Source organism: Sphingomonas aliaeris (genome assembly GCF_016743815.1).
In the GTDB taxonomy this organism is placed as follows: Bacteria; Pseudomonadota; Alphaproteobacteria; order Sphingomonadales; family Sphingomonadaceae; genus Sphingomonas; species Sphingomonas aliaeris.
Map to the genome: position 1 here is coordinate 3,389,840 of NZ_CP061035.1, position 15,454 is coordinate 3,405,293.

General features: G+C 65.8%; 15 protein-coding genes and 1 pseudogene. 10 read left to right on the forward strand and 6 right to left on the reverse strand.

Features of this window, described 5'->3' with window-relative positions; translation table 11 throughout:
* Together H5J25_RS16005 and H5J25_RS16010 are read left to right on the forward strand one after the other, a co-directional pair.
* A complete protein-coding gene (locus H5J25_RS16005; protein ID WP_202092775.1) occupies nucleotides 1-870 on the forward strand; it encodes a class I SAM-dependent methyltransferase in 870 nt (289 codons plus the stop codon).
* Nucleotides 871-931: 61 nt separating this feature from the next.
* Nucleotides 932-2,128: an acetyl-CoA C-acyltransferase gene (locus tag H5J25_RS16010; RefSeq protein ID WP_202092777.1), complete on the forward strand. Its 1,197-nt coding sequence runs from the start codon at nucleotides 932-934 to the stop codon at nucleotides 2,126-2,128.
* A 457-nt stretch (nucleotides 2,129-2,585) separates the two neighbouring features.
* Here H5J25_RS16010 and groL read toward each other — a convergent pair whose 3' ends face one another.
* From groL to H5J25_RS16025, 3 genes are all read right to left on the reverse strand, one after another.
* Nucleotides 2,586-4,232 carry a chaperonin GroEL gene (groL, locus tag H5J25_RS16015; protein WP_202092779.1) on the reverse strand — a complete coding sequence of 549 codons (1,647 nt, stop codon included), beginning with the start codon at nucleotides 4,230-4,232 and terminating at the stop codon, nucleotides 2,586-2,588.
* 83 nt (nucleotides 4,233-4,315) lie between these two features.
* A complete protein-coding gene (gene groES / locus H5J25_RS16020) occupies nucleotides 4,316-4,603 on the reverse strand; it encodes a co-chaperone GroES (protein ID WP_202092781.1) in 288 nt (95 codons plus the stop codon).
* Between the two features lie 137 nt (nucleotides 4,604-4,740).
* A complete protein-coding gene (locus tag H5J25_RS16025; protein ID WP_202092783.1) occupies nucleotides 4,741-6,156 on the reverse strand; it encodes an MATE family efflux transporter in 1,416 nt (471 codons plus the stop codon).
* 169 nt (nucleotides 6,157-6,325) lie between these two features.
* Here H5J25_RS16025 and sppA point away from each other — a divergent pair.
* Nucleotides 6,326-8,234, forward strand: a pseudogene (gene sppA / locus H5J25_RS16030) (signal peptide peptidase SppA).
* A complete protein-coding gene (locus H5J25_RS16035) occupies nucleotides 8,231-8,779 on the forward strand; it encodes a GNAT family N-acetyltransferase (RefSeq protein ID WP_318781327.1) in 549 nt (182 codons plus the stop codon). The pseudogene sppA and the gene H5J25_RS16035 overlap by 4 nt, the downstream one beginning before the upstream one ends.
* A gap of 32 nt (nucleotides 8,780-8,811) precedes the next feature.
* Here the strand turns inward: H5J25_RS16035 and H5J25_RS16040 are convergent, their stop codons facing one another.
* Nucleotides 8,812-9,477: a hypothetical protein gene (locus tag H5J25_RS16040; protein ID WP_225883182.1), complete on the reverse strand. Its 666-nt coding sequence runs from the start codon at nucleotides 9,475-9,477 to the stop codon at nucleotides 8,812-8,814.
* 55 nt (nucleotides 9,478-9,532) lie between these two features.
* Nucleotides 9,533-10,162 carry a trimeric intracellular cation channel family protein gene (locus H5J25_RS16045; RefSeq protein ID WP_202092786.1) on the reverse strand — a complete coding sequence of 210 codons (630 nt, stop codon included), beginning with the start codon at nucleotides 10,160-10,162 and terminating at the stop codon, nucleotides 9,533-9,535.
* 495 nt (nucleotides 10,163-10,657) lie between these two features.
* Here H5J25_RS16045 and H5J25_RS16050 point away from each other — a divergent pair, with 495 nt between their 5' ends.
* Both H5J25_RS16050 and H5J25_RS16055 read left to right on the forward strand, forming a co-directional pair.
* On the forward strand, nucleotides 10,658-11,083 hold the full coding sequence (locus H5J25_RS16050; RefSeq protein WP_202092788.1) for an OsmC family protein: 426 nt from the start codon (nucleotides 10,658-10,660) through the stop codon (nucleotides 11,081-11,083).
* Nucleotides 11,084-11,182: 99 nt separating this feature from the next.
* Nucleotides 11,183-11,767, forward strand: a complete 585-nt coding sequence (locus H5J25_RS16055) for a glycine zipper 2TM domain-containing protein (protein ID WP_202092790.1) — start codon at nucleotides 11,183-11,185, stop codon at nucleotides 11,765-11,767.
* An 86-nt stretch (nucleotides 11,768-11,853) separates the two neighbouring features.
* Here the strand turns inward: H5J25_RS16055 and H5J25_RS16060 are convergent, their stop codons facing one another.
* Nucleotides 11,854-12,075 carry a hypothetical protein gene (locus H5J25_RS16060; RefSeq protein WP_202092792.1) on the reverse strand — a complete coding sequence of 74 codons (222 nt, stop codon included), beginning with the start codon at nucleotides 12,073-12,075 and terminating at the stop codon, nucleotides 11,854-11,856.
* 397 nt (nucleotides 12,076-12,472) lie between these two features.
* Here H5J25_RS16060 and crcB point away from each other — a divergent pair, with 397 nt between their 5' ends.
* From crcB to H5J25_RS16080, 4 genes are read left to right on the forward strand one after another with little or no spacing between them, the layout of a single operon-like run.
* Entirely contained in the window at nucleotides 12,473-12,850 is a 378-nt protein-coding gene (crcB, locus tag H5J25_RS16065) for a fluoride efflux transporter CrcB (RefSeq protein WP_202092794.1), read from the forward strand.
* Nucleotides 12,847-14,043 carry an RluA family pseudouridine synthase gene (locus H5J25_RS16070; RefSeq protein WP_202092796.1) on the forward strand — a complete coding sequence of 399 codons (1,197 nt, stop codon included), beginning with the start codon at nucleotides 12,847-12,849 and terminating at the stop codon, nucleotides 14,041-14,043. Before crcB ends, H5J25_RS16070 begins: the two co-directional genes overlap by 4 nt.
* Nucleotides 14,043-14,645 (forward strand): FMN-binding negative transcriptional regulator, encoded by a 603-nt coding sequence (locus H5J25_RS16075; protein WP_202092798.1) that lies wholly within the window; start codon nucleotides 14,043-14,045, stop codon nucleotides 14,643-14,645. The genes H5J25_RS16070 and H5J25_RS16075 overlap by 1 nt, the downstream gene beginning before the upstream one ends.
* Complete coding sequence (locus tag H5J25_RS16080) at nucleotides 14,642-15,298, forward strand: HAD-IA family hydrolase (protein WP_202092800.1); 657 nt, start codon at nucleotides 14,642-14,644, stop codon at nucleotides 15,296-15,298. The genes H5J25_RS16075 and H5J25_RS16080 overlap by 4 nt, the downstream gene beginning before the upstream one ends.
* Nucleotides 15,299-15,454 lie beyond the last annotated feature (156 nt).

Consider the following 15,454-nt stretch of genomic DNA (forward strand, 5'->3'; position numbering starts at 1 on the left):
ATGGACCTGCAGACGCTGATCGGCGAGCCGTGGGCGAATTACGGCCTGATCGATTCGGGTCACGGGCGGAAGCTGGAACGCTATGGCCGGTTCCGCTTCATCCGGCCCGAGGCGCAGGCCTTATGGGCCCCCGCCTCCCCCGACTGGAAGGCGCACGGCGAATTCGTCCCCGGATCGGACGAGGATGGCGGCGGCCGCTGGGAATATAGCCAGCCGGTTCCCCGCGAAGGCTGGCAGCTGAAATGGGACGACGTGTCGTTCAACGCCAGCAATACGCCGTTCCGCCATCTCGGCTTCTTCCCCGACATGGCGCCGGTCTGGAGCTGGATGCGCGAGCAGGTGGCGGACAAGGCCGAGGCCGAATGCATGAACCTGTTCGGCTATACCGGCGTCGGCACCTGCGCGATGGCGGCGCGCGGCGTGAAGATGGTCCATGTCGATGCATCGAAGAAATCGGTCGAGGCGGCGCGGGCGAACGCCGCGCTATCGGGCCTGTCCGACAAGCCGATCCGCTGGATGACGGACGATGCGACCAAGTTCATCGCCCGGGAAGTCCGGCGCGGGCGGCGTTACGACGGGATATTGCTCGATCCGCCGAAATACGGACGCGGGCCGGATGGCGAGGTTTGGAAGCTGGAGGAAGGGCTGCCGGGTTTGATCCAGGATTGCCGCAAGCTGCTCGACGCCGAGTCGCGCTTCCTGTTCCTGACCGTCTATGCGGTGCGCATGTCGGCGCTGGCGATCGGCGAGCTGCTTCGCCAGACGTTCGCCGATCTGGGCGGCACCGTGGAGGCGGGCGAACTGGCGGTGCGGGAGGAAGCGCGCGGATTGATTATGCCAACCGCGATCTGGGCGCGCTGGCACCGTTGAGCTTTGCAAAGGGCGTTGCTGCGCCGTAAGCCTCTCCGAAACCAACGGAGAGGTCAGTTCCATGCGTGAAGCCGCCATCGTCGCCACCGCCCGTACGCCGATCGGCAAGGCCTATCGCGGCGCGTTCAACATGACCGAGGCGCCGGTGCTTGCCGGGCATGTGATGAATTCCGCGGTCGAGCGGGCCGGGATCGACCCGAGCAGGATCGACGAGATCTTCTGGGGCGTGGGCGGTCAGTTCGGGACGCAGGGCGGCAATGCCGGGCGGATGGCGGTGTTCGCCGCGGGCCTGCCGCAGAGCGTTCCGGCGTTCACGCTGGACCGTAAATGCGGATCCGGATTGACCGCGGTGGCGCTCGCCGCGCGGTCGATCATGTGCGACGAAATGGACGTTGCGCTGGCCGGCGGGATGGAATCAATCAGCCTGACGGTCACCAAGGACATGCCGCGCTACGTCAACCAGTCGGTGATCGCGAACGAGCCGGCGGCGTACATCCCGATGATTGAGACGGCCGAAATCGTCGCGCTCCGCTACGGCATCAGCCGCGAGGCGCAGGACGCATACGGGGCGCAGAGCCAGCAGCGTGCGGTTGCGGGTCTGAAGGCCGGCGCGTTCTCCGAGGAGATCGCGCCGATCACGGTCGAGAAGGCTTTGTTCGACAAGACGGGCGCGCAGACCGGGACCGAGACGATCACCCTGTCGCAGGACGAGGGCATTCGCGACGGGACGACCGCCGAGGGACTGGCCGGACTGAAGACGGTATGGCCGGGTGGCGAGTTCACCGGGCCGGGCAGCAACATCACCGCGGGTAATGCCAGCCAGTTGTCGGACGGTGCATCGGCGCAGATCCTGATGGATCGCAAGACCGCGGAGTCGGAGGGCAAGGAGATCCTGGGCATCTATCGCGGCTTCCAGGCGGCCGGGTGCGGGCCGGATGAAATGGGGATCGGCCCGGTCTTCGCGATCCCCAAGCTGCTGGAACGCGCCGGACTGTCCGTCGCGGACATCGGGCTGTGGGAACTGAACGAGGCGTTCGCGTCGCAATGCCTGTATTGCCGCGACCATCTGGGGATCGATCCGGACAAGTATAACGTCAATGGCGGCGCGATCGCGGTCGGGCATCCGTTCGGGATGACGGGCTCGCGGCTGGTGGGCCATGCACTGATCGAGGGGCGCAAACGCGGCGTTCGCTATGTGGTGGTATCGATGTGCACCGCCGGCGGGATGGGTGCGGCGGGGTTGTTCGAGATCGTGTGACATGAGGGTCGTGGTGCCTCGCCTCTCCCTTTCGTGCTGAGCTTGTCGAAGCGCGGGTGCGATACTCCCGGCATCTGGCGGTCGGTGGCGCGGGGTGCTTCGACAGGCTCAGCACGAACGGTTTTTTAGGGTGGTGTCCTCTCCCGTCCCCGTTCGTTTCGGGCGCAGTCGAGAAATGTTGGCGTGGCGAGACGATGGTTTCTCGACTTCGCTCGAAACGAACGGGTCTGGGTAGAATCATCGTGCCCTAACCATCTGTTTAGGCATAGAAAAAGGCCGGGGATTGCTCCCCGGCCTTTTCTTTGTTCCAGCGCGGGGCTGGGGCGGTTCGGATGCTCGGCCGGACGCGGGCAAAGCCCGCGTCTTTCGTCGGACGGGACTGGCGGCATCGCCGCCAGCCCGCCGGCCGGATCGGAACGAGTCCTGATCTAGCGGCGCTAGATCAGGCCGTTCTCGATCAGAAGTCCATGCCGCCCATGCCGCCCATGCCGCCGCCGCCGCCCATTGGCATTGCGGGCTTGTCTTCCGGCAGTTCGGACACGGCGGCTTCCGTCGTGATGAGCAGGCCGGCGACCGATGCCGCGTTCTGGAGCGCGGTGCGGACGACCTTGGTCGGGTCGATCACGCCGGCTGCGACCAGATCCTCATACACGTCAGTCGACGCGTTGAAGCCGAACGAGGTGTTCGACTGGTCGAGCAGCTTGCCCGAGACGACCGCGCCGTCATGGCCGGCATTCGCCGCGATCTGGCGCACCAGAGCGGTCAGCGACTTGCGGACGATGTCGATGCCGCGCGTCTGGTCTTCGTTGACGCCGGTCATGCCTTCGAGCGCCTTGGTCGCGTACAGCAGAGCCGTACCACCACCGGGGACGATGCCTTCTTCGACGGCTGCGCGGGTTGCGTGCAGTGCGTCGTCGACGCGGTCCTTGCGCTCCTTCACTTCGACTTCCGAAGCACCACCGACCTTGATCACGGCAACGCCGCCGGCGAGCTTGGCAAGACGCTCCTGGAGCTTTTCCTTGTCGTAATCGCTGGTGGTGTTCTCGATCTGCTGGCGGATCGCATCGGTACGGCCCTTGATCGCGTCGGCTTCACCAGCACCGTCGATGATGGTGGTGTTGTCCTTGTCGATCGTGACGCGCTTGGCGGTGCCGAGCATGCCGATCGTGACGCTTTCCAGCTTGATGCCGAGGTCTTCCGAGATCATCTCGCCCTTGGTCAGGATCGCGATGTCTTCCAGCATCGCCTTGCGACGATCGCCGAAGCCCGGTGCCTTGACCGCTGCGACCTTCAGGCCACCGCGCAGCTTGTTGACGACGAGCGTGGCGAGCGCCTCACCCTCGATATCCTCCGCAATGATCAGCAGCGGACGGCCCGACTGGACGACGGCTTCCAGGATCGGGAGCATCGCCTGCAGGTTCGACAGCTTCTTCTCGTGGATCAGGATGTACGGGTCGTTCAGTTCGACCGTCATCTTTTCCGGGTTCGTGATGAAGTATGGCGACAGGTAACCGCGGTCGAACTGCATGCCTTCGACGACGTCCAGTTCGAAATCGAGACCCTTGGCCTCTTCGACGGTGATGACGCCTTCCTTGCCGACCTTTTCCATGGCTTCGGCGATCTTCTCACCGACTTCCTTGTCGCCATTGGCCGAGATGATGCCGACCTGTGCGATTTCGGACGTGCCGGAAACCGGCTTCGAACGCGACTTCACGTCCTCGACGACCTTGGTGACGGCGAGATCGATACCGCGCTTCAGGTCCATCGGGTTCATGCCCGCTGCAACCGACTTCATGCCTTCACGGACGATCGCCTGCGCCAGAACGGTCGCGGTGGTCGTGCCGTCACCGGCGATGTCGTTGGTCTTCGAGGCGACTTCGCGCACCATCTGCGCGCCCATGTTCTCGAACTTGTCCTTGAGTTCGATTTCCTTGGCGACGGTGACGCCGTCCTTGGTGATGCGCGGTGCGCCATAGCTCTTGTCGATCACGACGTTGCGGCCCTTCGGCCCCAAGGTGACCTTCACGGCGTCGGCAAGGATATCCACGCCGCGCAGGATGCGCTCGCGTGCGTCACGCGAAAATTTTACGTCTTTGGCTGCCATGTTGAGGCTACCCTTTCTGAATGAGTTTATAAGGTCACACTAGGGTCACACTATGCGCATGTGCGTGTGTGCGACCCGGAAGATCAGCCGACGATCCCGAGGATGTCGCTTTCCTTCATGATCAGCAGGTCTTCACCGTCGATCTTCACTTCGGTGCCGGACCATTTGCCGAACAGGATCTTGTCGCCGGCCTTGACGTCCAGCGGCGTGACGGAACCGTCTTCGGCCTTCGTGCCCGAGCCCGCGGCGACGACTTCGCCTTCCTGCGGCTTTTCCTTGGCGGTTTCCGGGATGATGATCCCGCCTGCCGTCTTCTCTTCCGCCTCTACCCGGCGGACGAGGACGCGGTCGTGCAATGGACGAAAGTTCATGCGTGCCAGTCCTTACTTCTGTGGTCGTGTAAATCGGTGTTAGCACTCAAATGAGTCGAGTGCCAGCACGGCGCATATGTGGTGGACGCGATGGATCGTCAACATGCTTGCCAGTCAAAAATTACAGGGGTGCGACGTTAGCGGGCAGAGGGTGCCGGGAGCAGGCCGAGCCGTTCGCGCGAGGACCAGCGCCAGACCAACAGCGCGGAAACCACCGCCAGGCCGATCGCCAGGCCGATCCAGATGCCGATCCCCTGCCAGTGCAATCCGAAGCCTAGCCAGATGCAGGCGCCGAACCCGACGACCCAATAGCCGAACGCCGCGATGACCATCGGCATACGCGTGTCCTGCACGCCGCGCAGCACGCCGGCCGCGACGGTCTGCGCGCCGTCGAACAGTTGGAACAGCGCTGCGATGACGAGATATTGCAATGCCAGTCCGACGAGCGCGGCGTTGGCGGGCGCATCGACGTCGATATACAGGCTGAGCGCGAGCCGCGGGAATCCCCAGAGCAGGCTGGCGGTGACGCCCATGAAGCCGATCCCGACACCCAGCGCGACCCACCCCGCGCGGCCGACCCAGCGATGATCGCCCGCGCCGTACGCCATGCCGACGCGGATCGTCGCCGCCTGCGCAACGCCGAACGGCACCTGAAACGCGATCGCAGCGATTTGTAGCGCGAGGGCATGCGCGCCGACCTGTTCGACGCCGATCAGCCCCATCAGGAAGCCGGCGGCGCTGAACAGTGCGCCTTCCAGCGTGAAGATCAGGGCGATCGGGACGCCCAGCTTGACGATTTCGCGCAGGCGGCTCCATTCGCTGCGCCACCAATTGCCGAACAGGCGGTAGCGGCGAATCTTCGGATCGAAGCGCAGGATCGCGACATAAGCGAGCATCATCGCCACGCTGGTCACGACGCTGGAGATCGCCGATCCTTCGAGACCGAGCGCGGGGAAGCCGGCATTGCCGAAGACCAGCAGCCAGTTGCCCGCCAGATTGACCGCAAGCGCCATCGCCGTCACCGCCGTCGCCCAGCCTGCGCGGCCGAGCGCGGATGCGGTGACGCGCATCGCGGTACTGGCGACCGCAGGGATCATTGCGAACAACAGGATGTCGAGGAACGCCCCCGCGCGCGCGGCGACGACCGGATCCTGATCGGCCAGCAGCATCAACCGCTCGCCCATCGCCAGCACGACGATGAACGGCAGCGTCGCCAGCACCGACAACCACATCGCCATGCGGAACGATCGGCGCACCTGCCGCACCGCATGCCGCCGTGCGCCCAGTTCCGCCGCGATGACCGGCGCGCAGGCCCCGACCAGCCCCGACATCGCCCACATCATCACCGAATAGAGATAGACGCCGAGCGTCGACGCGGCGAGTTCGACCGGCCCCAGCCGCGCGACGAAGATCACGTCGATCGCATAGACCGCCATCTGCAACAGGTTCGCCGCCGCCAGCGGGATGGCGAGCCGCAGCAGAGCGCGCAGTTCGTCGCCCGCGCTCGCAGGTGGCGGGCCACTGAGGACCGGGATGGCGACGGGGGTGTCCATTGTGGCCGGCCTTAGCCCGGTGCGGGAGTTTCGTCACCGTGTCTCCGACCGGTTCGGCTGACACCGGTTCGGGGCTCCGGGGGAAAGCCGTATTGCTGAAACGATACACGCCGGGCTAAGGCTGAAGCTTAGGCGGCCGCCTGGGGGGCCGTTCGAGGAGACTGTTTTCGTGAGACTCGTTCGGGGAGCGTGGAAGATTCTGGTCGGGATCAAGGACGCGCTGGTGCTGGCCGCCATGTTGCTGTTCTTCGGATTGCTGTTCGCGGGGCTGAACACCCGGCCCAGCCCGGCGACCGTGAAGACCGGCGCACTGGTCCTCGACCTGAACGGCCAGATCGTCGAGCAGCCGAGCGAGAGCGATCCGATCGCGGCACTGGGCGGGAATGCGCCGCTGCGGGAATACCGCCTGCGCGACGTGATCCGGCTGTTGAACCGCGCCAGGACCGATCCGGCGGTGAAGGTCGTCGTGCTGGACCTGAACACATTCGCGGGCGGCTATCCCGCCGCGCTGACCGAGGTCGCCGATGCGATCCGCGGCGTGCGCGACAGCGGTAAACCGGTGCTGGCCTATGCGACGGCTTACACCGATTCCGGATACCGACTGGCGGCGGCGGCGTCAGAGATCTGGATGAACCCGATGGGCGGCACGGTGTTCACCGGCCCGGGCGGATCGCAGCTGTATTATAAGGGGTTGATCGACAAACTGGGGGGTCAACGCGCACATCTACCGCGTCGGCAAGTACAAGTCGTTCGTCGAACCCTATACGCGCGCCGACCAGTCGCCCGAAGCCAAGGAGGCAAGCCAAGCATTGCAGGGCGTTCTGTTCGGCCAGTGGCAGGAGCAGATCGCGAAGTTGCGGCCCAAGGCGAAGGTCATGCCGCTGCTGACCGCGCCCGATGCGACGATCGCCGCCGCCGGGGGCGATATCGCCAAGGCCAATCTGGCTGCGGGGATCGTCGACCAGTTGGCCGAGCGCGTCGATTTCGACAAAAGGGTCGCCAAGATCGCGGGCTTCGACGCGAAAAAGCCTGCGGGCAATTTCAACGCGATCAAGTACGAAACCTATCTTGCCGCCAATCCGCTGCCGGCCAGCGGGGAGAAGATCGGCGTGCTGACGGTTGCGGGCGACATCGTCGACGGACGCGCCAAGCCCGGCACGGCGGGCGGAGACACGATCGCCAAGGCGGTGCTGGACGGGCTGTCCAAGCACAAGCTGAAGGCGCTGGTCGTGCGCGTCGATTCCCCCGGCGGGTCGGCGCTCGCGTCCGAGAAGATCCGCACCGCGATCCTGGAGGCGAAGCGGCAGAAGCTGCCGGTGATCGTGTCGATGGGGTCGATCGCGGCGAGCGGCGGATATTGGGTGGCGACGGCGGGCGACATGATCTTCGCCGAACCGACGACGATCACGGGGTCGATCGGTATCTTCGGCATCATCCCGACGTTCGAAAACACGTTGGCCAAGATCGGCGTGACCACCGACGGCGTGAAGACGACGCCGCTGTCGGGGCAGCCAGACGTTCTGGCCGGCACCACGCCGGAAATGGACCGGCTGCTGCAATCGGGCATCGAGCATGGCTATGCGCAGTTCATCGCGCGCGTCGCGGCGGCGCGCAAGATGACGCCCGCGCGGGTCGACGAGATCGCGCAGGGGCGCGTCTGGGACGGCGGTACGGCGCGGCAGATCGGGCTGGTCGATCGCTTCGGCGGGCTGTCGGATGCCGTGGCGGAAGCGGCGAAGCGTGCCGGGCTGGACCCCGCCACGGTGCAGACGGTGTATCTGGAACGCCAGCCGAGCTGGCTGGCGCGGTTCGCGGCGCAGCTGGCCGCGGGCAGCGACGATGACGATATGACGCAGGATGCGGCGGCCGGCGGCGACGTGTTCGCGCGCGTCTCGGCGGATCGCAAGGCGGTGCTGGCGCGCGCATTGGGTGACATGCAGCGGCTGACGCGGGCATCGTCGATCCAGGCGCGCTGTCTGGAATGCGCCGGGCTGGGTCCGGTGCCGGCGCCGCTACAGGGCGACATGACATTGCTCGACCTGTTGATGGCGAAGGTCGCGGGAGGCTTCGGCCGATGATCGCGATCCGCGCCGCGCGGCCCGAGGATGCCGCCGCCATCGCCGCAATCTACGCGCCGTACGTGCTGACCGGGACCGTCTCGTTCGAAAGCGATGCGCCCGACGCGCGGGCGATGCGCAACCGCATGGCGGCGTCGGACGGGCTGTATCCGTGGATCGTCGCGACCAATGGCGATGCCGAAGGCGGCGTGCTGGCCTATGCCTATGCGACCAAATTCCGCGATCGCCCGGCGTACAAATATGCCGTCGAGACATCGATCTATGTCAGCGGCATGGTGCAACAGCAGGGCACCGGGCGGCTGCTGTACGAGGCGTTGATCGACACGCTGCGACAACAGGGCTTCACGCAGGCGATCGGCGTGATCTCGCTCCCGAACGAGGCATCGATCTCGACGCACGAAGCGGTCGGGTTCCGGCGTCAGGGCGTATACCGCGAGATCGGATACAAGAACGGGCGCTGGATCGATGTCGGATTCTGGCAATGCGAACTGAATCGGTCGACGATCCCCCGGTCGAGCCGAAGCCGTTCAGCGAAGTGGGCGTGATCCGGGCGTAGGTTCGGACCGGCGACCAATCTCTAGTCGCTGACCGTCCACCCCTGTTTCTGGTCCCGGCCCTGGACCGGTCTGGCCGCTTGCAATGCGGCACGGAGCCTGGTCTGCGGATCGATAGGCAGCGCGGCGGGGACACCCCGTAGCGCCGGCGCTGCTCGCGACGGAATGGGCACCGGCGGCGCGGGCGAGGTCGCACCTGCGCCGTATCCGCCGCGATAGACCGAACGTCCATACCGGTCGACGTGGTCGACGATCGCCACGCCCGGCTGCAAACCGTCCGGCCCGGACAGGGTGCGCAACACCTGCCGCACGTCGGCGGTGTAACATGTGTGCGGACGCTTCGATCGGCACGTAGTGGGCGCGGCCGCGCTGCGACTGGGGCGAGCGTAGAGCGTAGCGGACCTGTATCCGGGCGTCGCGCTTTCCGATCCGCCCAGCATTTCAACATGCGAATAGCCGAGCTGGCCCGCAAGTTCCGCTGCACGATACACCGCCATGTCGATCGCCTGGCCCGAACGAACCGACGCGACGATGCGGTACGACCCGTCCTTTTGCAGATTGTCCTTATATCCGACTTCGTAGCTGAAGAGGCTCAAAGGCTTCATCGGCCCGTAATATGGCGCGTCCGACGCCCAGGCCGGCATTGATGACAGACCGATCACCATCAACAGACTAGGCCAGATGCGCATGATCGATTCCCCCCGGGTGACGCGAGGCGGTACCGCGCGGCGGGTTAACAACCCGTCAGCGCCGCCCGCGATAGGCCGGGAGCGCGAGGCGGTAGTGGATCGCGGCGGCACGCAGCGTGAAGCCGGCCGTGGCGGCGACCCCTGCGGCGATCGCGATCGGCGCGCCGAGCAGGAACAATACGACGTATAGTGCCGAGGCAAGCGCGGCGGCGGTGACGTAGAGTTCGGGGCGCATCAGGATCGACGGCTCGCCCGCCAACACGTCGCGGATGATACCGCCGACACAGGCGGTGACGACGCCCATGACGAAGGCGGGCACGGGCGGGATGCCGTAGCCCAGCGCCTTTGCCGCGCCGTACACCGCATAGGCGGCGAGCCCGACCGCATCGAACCAGTCGAGCGCCGCACCCTTCCACCAGCGTTCCGGCGTCGCCCAGATCGCGAAGGCGACGATCAGGCAGATCGCGGCCGGGCGGCTGTCATGCGTCCAGAATACCGGCGCGCCGATCAGCAGGTCGCGCATCGTCCCCCCGCCTACACCCGTGACGAGCGCGAAGAAGGCGAGCGTGACCATCGTCTGTGCGCGCTTCGCCGCCGCCAGCGCGCCCGATGCGGCGAACACGGCAAGGCCGGCCAGATCGAGCCAGGGGGCGAATTCGGGGATGACGTGCGCGACGGGGATCATGGTTTGGGCATAGCGCTGGATGGCAGCGGTTCAATCCGGTCTTTCAGCAAGCACCCATGCCGCGTGGACTATCCGCGCGTTCTCGATGACCGTAAACGCAAAAAGGGCCGGCATCGCTGCCGGCCCCTGTGTCGCCTTCAGGTTTCGTCCGCACCGCCCGTCCTTCAGGGGGATGGAGAGTGCGATCGATGCCGCAGGCGGCAGACCTGGTTCCAGCGGTCGCCTTGCGGCCACCAGCCCTTCCCGAGCCATAACCGATCGATCCTGTTCGCAATTTCCCGCGCGTCCGATCCATTCGGCTACCCAGCGATGATGACATCGATTTCGCGTCGGCGCGTCATCAAAACGATCATCCGATCCTGTGGATAACGTGGAAAGCGTGGATAGATCAGGCTTCCCGCCGCGGGCGGTGAGACGGCGAGCGTTACGGCGATGCAACGTTGCGGTCGGCCCCACGTTACCACTGAACCATTATCGGCGACGGAGAAAAAAACGATGACGACGCGCAAGGGATCGGCCCGCTACGACGGGCTGGGCAAGGACGGCAAAGGCCATGTTTCCACACAATCGGGCGTGCTGAAGGACAATCCGTACGGCTTCAACACGCGGTTTGGCGACGAGCCCGGTACCAATCCAGAGGAATTGATCGCCGCCGCGCATGCCAGCTGCTTCACGATGGCGCTGAGCTTCGCGTTGGCGAAGGAGGGGTTCACCGACGGAACGCTGGAGACGAACGCGAAGATCACGCTCGACCAAGATGGCGCGGGCTTCACGATCACGAAATCCGAACTGGATTTGAAGGCGAGCGTCCCCGGTATCGACCCGGACAAGTTTGCCGAGATCGCGGCGGATGCGAAGGCGAACTGCCCCGTGTCCAAGGTGTTGAACGCCGAAGTGACGTTGACGCACACGCTGTCGTGACCCTGTCTGTTGCGTGAACGAAACGTAGTTTTCCGTTCACGCAACCGCGGCAGCATCCGGCGGTTCTAGCCTTATCTCCAACGATAAAAGAGAATGACGATGCGTATCACCATGTTGGCTACCCTGATCGCGGCGACGGTTGCACCGGCGGTTCCGCTGATGGCACCGGCAGCGGCACAGGGCGTCCGGGACGCCAACCGCGAATATCGCGAAGACGTTCGGGATGCGCAGCGCGACTATCGCCGCGACGTTCGCCGCGCGGATTCGCCGCGCGACGTGCGCAATGCCCGCCGGGAGTATCGCGAAGAGGTGCGTGATGCGCGCCAGGATCGCCGCGCCGACGTACGGCAGGTGCGCGATTGGCGGCAGTATCGCAATTACGACTATAACCGCTTCGAAGGCGGACAGCGGACCTATTACGCCGATCGGTATTACCGCGACGGACGCTATTACCAGCCGCGCCGCCTGACGCGCGCCGATCGGATCTATCGCGGTAGCAACGGGCAATATTATTGCCGCCGCAACGATGGCACGACCGGTCTGATCGTCGGCGGCGTGGCGGGTGGCGTGCTGGGCAATCTGCTGACCAACGGGCGGTCGAGCACGCTGGGGACCCTGCTGGGCGCGGCCGGTGGTGCGGTGCTGGGCCGGTCGGTCGATCGCGGCAACGTGACCTGCCGCTAAGCGGACCTACCCGAATTCGGAAAGACCCCGGCGAGCGATCGCCGGGGTCTTTTTCGTTTCGGTGGCTGAGGCCGGCTGATGTCTCTTCAGATGAAGCCGCCGCCGAGCGACAGGCGGATCGCCGCGACGATCAGCACGACGATGTTGAGGTTACGGCCCGAATTGCTGCTGGACAACGCGCCGACCGCAAGGCCGACAACACCGATGAACACGGCAAGCCAATTGAGCCAGCCGAGCAGCGGGATGAGCCCCGGAAGCGCGAAGACCAGAGCCACGAGGCCGATGAGGATCGAAAGGATGTTGAGCATGTGTATTACATATGCACAGCACTGAATGTGCGCAAGGCTGGATTTTGACGCGTTTTTTACTTCCAGCTCCCCTCCTTTTGGCTCCCCTCCCTGAAAGGGAGGGGTTGGGGGTGGGTGGACGCGCGGGATGTGGTTTCGATTTGTGGATCGGTTGAAGGATCGGGTGGACGCTTTGGGGGTCGCTCGGGGTTAGCGGGGTGTGCTGCCGCAACCTACCCACCCCCGGCCCCTCCCTTCCAGGGAGGGGAGAAGTGGGGGTGGCCCCTCCCTTCCAGGGAGGGGGAGAAGTGGGGCCGCTCCCTTTCCATAGCCGGAAACGACCGGGCTCCTCACCGCCAGAACGGATACCCCAAGCGCGCAGTTCTCTTTCCGTGTCATCCGCGCTAACGCGGGCGGCATGTATTCCCTGTTTCTTGTCATGGCCGGCGGCGCGGTCGGTTCGGGCGCGCGCTTTCTGACCGGGCGGGCGATGGCATCGCTGTTCGGCGCCGGATTTCCGTGGGGCACGCTGGCCGTCAATCTGGTCGGCGGGTTGCTGATGGGCGCGCTGGTCGGCGTGCTTGCACGGGCCGCGGGGTCGGCCGAGCAGTGGCGGCTGCTGATCGCGGTCGGGATGCTCGGCGGCTTCACCACCTTTTCCGCCTTTTCACTGGATGTCGTGACGATGATCGAGCGCGGCGACCTGACATCGATGGCGCTGTATGTCGGCGCATCGGTGATCGGATCGTGCGCGGCCGTGTTCGCCGGCCTTACGCTAACGAGGATCGCCGCATGAGCGAGCAAGACGTCCGTACTTTCAAGGTGGGGGCCGATGACGACGGCATCCGGCTGGACCGTTGGTTCAAGCGCAACCTGCCCGATACCAGCTTCACGACGGTGGCGATGTGGGCGCGGTCCGGCCAGTTGCGCGTCGATGGCGCGCGCGCGACGCCGGGCGACCGGATCGCCGCCGGTCAGTTGATCCGCGTGCCCCCGGTCGAGGCGGTGCGCGAGGATGCGCCGAAGAAGAAGGAACGCGTCGAGCTTTCCGACGAACAGAACGCCTATATCCGCGAGATGGTGATCCACCGCGATGCGCAGGCGATCGTCATCAACAAGCCGCCGGGCCTCGCGACACAGGGCGGCACCAAGACGACCGAGCATGTCGACGGGCTGCTCGACGGATTGCAGTTCGACGGCGAAAGCCGGCCGAAGCTGGTCCACCGGCTGGACAAGGATACGAGCGGGGCGCTGCTGATCGCGCGGACGACGCGTGCGGCGGCGTATTTCGCGAAGACTTTCTCCTCACGGACCGCTCGCAAGACCTATTGGGCGCTGGTCGTCGGCGTGCCGTCGATCGAGGATGGTACGATCGAACTGCCGATCGCCAAGCAGCCGGGCAGCGGTGGCGAGAAGATGCATGTCGACGAGAAGGAAGGCGCGCCGGCCCGTACGCGGTACCGCGTGATCGAGATGGCGGGCACGACGACCGCGTGGCTGGAACTGATCCCCTATACCGGGCGGACGCACCAATTGCGCGTGCATCTGGCGGCGATCGGGCATCCGATCGTCGGCGACGGGAAATATGGCGGGCAGGCCGCGTTCCTGACCGGCGGGATCAGTCGCAAGATGCACCTGCATTCGCGCCGCATCCGCGTCGATCATCCCGATGGCGGCGAAATCGACGTGCAGGCCGAACTGCCGACGCATTTCGCGGAGAGCCTGAAACAGCTCGGTTTCGACGAAATGCTTGGCAATACAATGCCGTTGGAGACGCCGCCGCCGCCGAGCAAGGCGGTGAAGAAGCAGCAGGCGAAGCAACATGCGAAGAACCTGCGCAAGGATCGCAAGGGCGAACGGCGCAACCGCGGCAGCGAACCGGTGCGCGGCGCGGCAGGCAAGGCGCCGCCGAAGGGCAAGCCGGCCGGCAAGAAGCCCGGACCCAAGCCGGCGCCGAAAAAGCCGGGGCCACCCCGGGCACGCCCCTGATGCATCCGAACGCGTCGTTCCGCTGGGAAGACCGCGCGGCGATGCGCGATCTGGTATCGGCTTTGGGGTTCGGCGCGCTGTTCGCGGGGACGCCGGACGGCCCCCGCGTCGCGCATGTGCCGGTCGTGTGGCTGGATGACGATACGATCGCGCTGCACGTCGCGCGCGGCAACGGCATTGCGCGGCATCTGGACGGGGCGACGGCTTTGTTCGTCGCGCAGGGGCCGGACGGTTATGTCAGCCCGGATTATTACGGGCTGGGGCCGGATCAGGTGCCGACGTGGAATTATGTCGCGGTCGAACTGGAAGGCACGATGCGGCGGATGGACGAGGCCGGGCTGGTCGATCAGCTGGACCGGCTGAGCGCCGAGCAGGAGGCGAAGCTCGCGCCCAAGACGCCCTGGGTCCGCGACAAGATGGACCCGAAGCTGTTCGCGCAGCACCTTCGCGGGATTGTCGGCTATCGGCTGGAGATCCAGGGCTGGCGGGGCACGCGCAAGCTTGGGCAGAACAAGCCCGAGGCGGCGCGGCTGGCGGCGGCGGACGGGGTGGAAGCGGCGGGACGCCGGGCGATCGCGCACCTGATGCGGAATCCGGCATGAACAAATTGGCGCTGTTCGATTGCGACGGCACGTTGGTCGACAGCCAAGCGAACATCTGCGCTGCGGTCGAACAGGCCTTCGCGCTGCACGGAATCGCGATCCCGGAACGCGCGGCGATCCGCCGGATCGTCGGGCTGAGCCTGGTCGAGGCGATGCGCGGACTGTTGCCCGGTGCCGACGACGCGCAGCATCGCGCGATGGCGGAGGATTACAAGCTGGCGTTCCAGCGGATGCGCGCGACGGGCGCGCTGGCGGACGAACCGTTGTTCGACGGGATGATCGCGATGCTGGACCGTCTGGATGCCGATGGCTGGGTGTTCGGCGTGGCGACGGGCAAGTCCGATCGCGGGCTGGCGCACGTGCTGGACCTGCACGGCATCAAGGCGCGGTTCGTGACCTTGCAGACCGCCGACCGCCACCCGTCCAAGCCGCACCCGTCGATGATCGAGACCGCGATGGCGGAGGCGGGATCGTCGCCCGAGACGACGGTGATGATCGGCGACACCAGCTATGACATCGTAATGGGTCGGAATGCGGGCACGCGGACGGTGGGCGTGTCGTGGGGTTATCATCCGGCCGAGGAATTGCTGGCGTGCGGTGCGCATGCGGTGGCGGCCGAAGTGGCGGATTTGCCGGGGTTGATGGTGGGTTAGGTTTGGGCTGTCTTCCGGGGAGGGCCCATGCTTCTCCCCTCCCTGGAAGGGAGGGGTTGGGGGTGGGTGCGGGCCGGGCGTACCGATGCCGTGCGCCCCGTACTTGCCGTATCGCGGACATCCACCACCCCCGGCCCCTCCCTTTCAGGGAGGGGA

What these genes read in the sequence shown, in the direction of transcription:
- H5J25_RS16025 (WP_202092783.1), bottom strand. Translation starts at nt 6,156, where the DNA reads ATGGACACCCCCGTCGCCATCCCGGTCCTCAGTGGCCCGCCACCTGCG.
- groES (WP_202092781.1), bottom strand. Translation starts at nt 4,603, where the DNA reads ATGAACTTTCGTCCATTGCACGACCGCGTCCTCGTCCGCCGGGTAGAG.
- H5J25_RS16050 (WP_202092788.1), top strand. Translation starts at nt 10,658, where the DNA reads ATGACGACGCGCAAGGGATCGGCCCGCTACGACGGGCTGGGCAAGGAC.
- H5J25_RS16060 (WP_202092792.1), bottom strand. Translation starts at nt 12,075, where the DNA reads ATGCTCAACATCCTTTCGATCCTCATCGGCCTCGTGGCTCTGGTCTTC.
- H5J25_RS16010 (WP_202092777.1), top strand. Translation starts at nt 932, where the DNA reads ATGCGTGAAGCCGCCATCGTCGCCACCGCCCGTACGCCGATCGGCAAG.
- H5J25_RS16055 (WP_202092790.1), top strand. Translation starts at nt 11,183, where the DNA reads ATGCGTATCACCATGTTGGCTACCCTGATCGCGGCGACGGTTGCACCG.
- crcB (WP_202092794.1), top strand. Translation starts at nt 12,473, where the DNA reads ATGTATTCCCTGTTTCTTGTCATGGCCGGCGGCGCGGTCGGTTCGGGC.
- H5J25_RS16005 (WP_202092775.1), top strand. Translation starts at nt 1, where the DNA reads ATGGACCTGCAGACGCTGATCGGCGAGCCGTGGGCGAATTACGGCCTG.
- groL (WP_202092779.1), bottom strand. Translation starts at nt 4,232, where the DNA reads ATGGCAGCCAAAGACGTAAAATTTTCGCGTGACGCACGCGAGCGCATC.
- H5J25_RS16070 (WP_202092796.1), top strand. Translation starts at nt 12,847, where the DNA reads ATGAGCGAGCAAGACGTCCGTACTTTCAAGGTGGGGGCCGATGACGAC.
- H5J25_RS16075 (WP_202092798.1), top strand. Translation starts at nt 14,043, where the DNA reads ATGCATCCGAACGCGTCGTTCCGCTGGGAAGACCGCGCGGCGATGCGC.
- H5J25_RS16080 (WP_202092800.1), top strand. Translation starts at nt 14,642, where the DNA reads ATGAACAAATTGGCGCTGTTCGATTGCGACGGCACGTTGGTCGACAGC.
- H5J25_RS16045 (WP_202092786.1), bottom strand. Translation starts at nt 10,162, where the DNA reads ATGATCCCCGTCGCGCACGTCATCCCCGAATTCGCCCCCTGGCTCGAT.
- H5J25_RS16040 (WP_225883182.1), bottom strand. Translation starts at nt 9,477, where the DNA reads ATGCGCATCTGGCCTAGTCTGTTGATGGTGATCGGTCTGTCATCAATG.
- H5J25_RS16035 (WP_318781327.1), top strand. Translation starts at nt 8,231, where the DNA reads ATGATCGCGATCCGCGCCGCGCGGCCCGAGGATGCCGCCGCCATCGCC.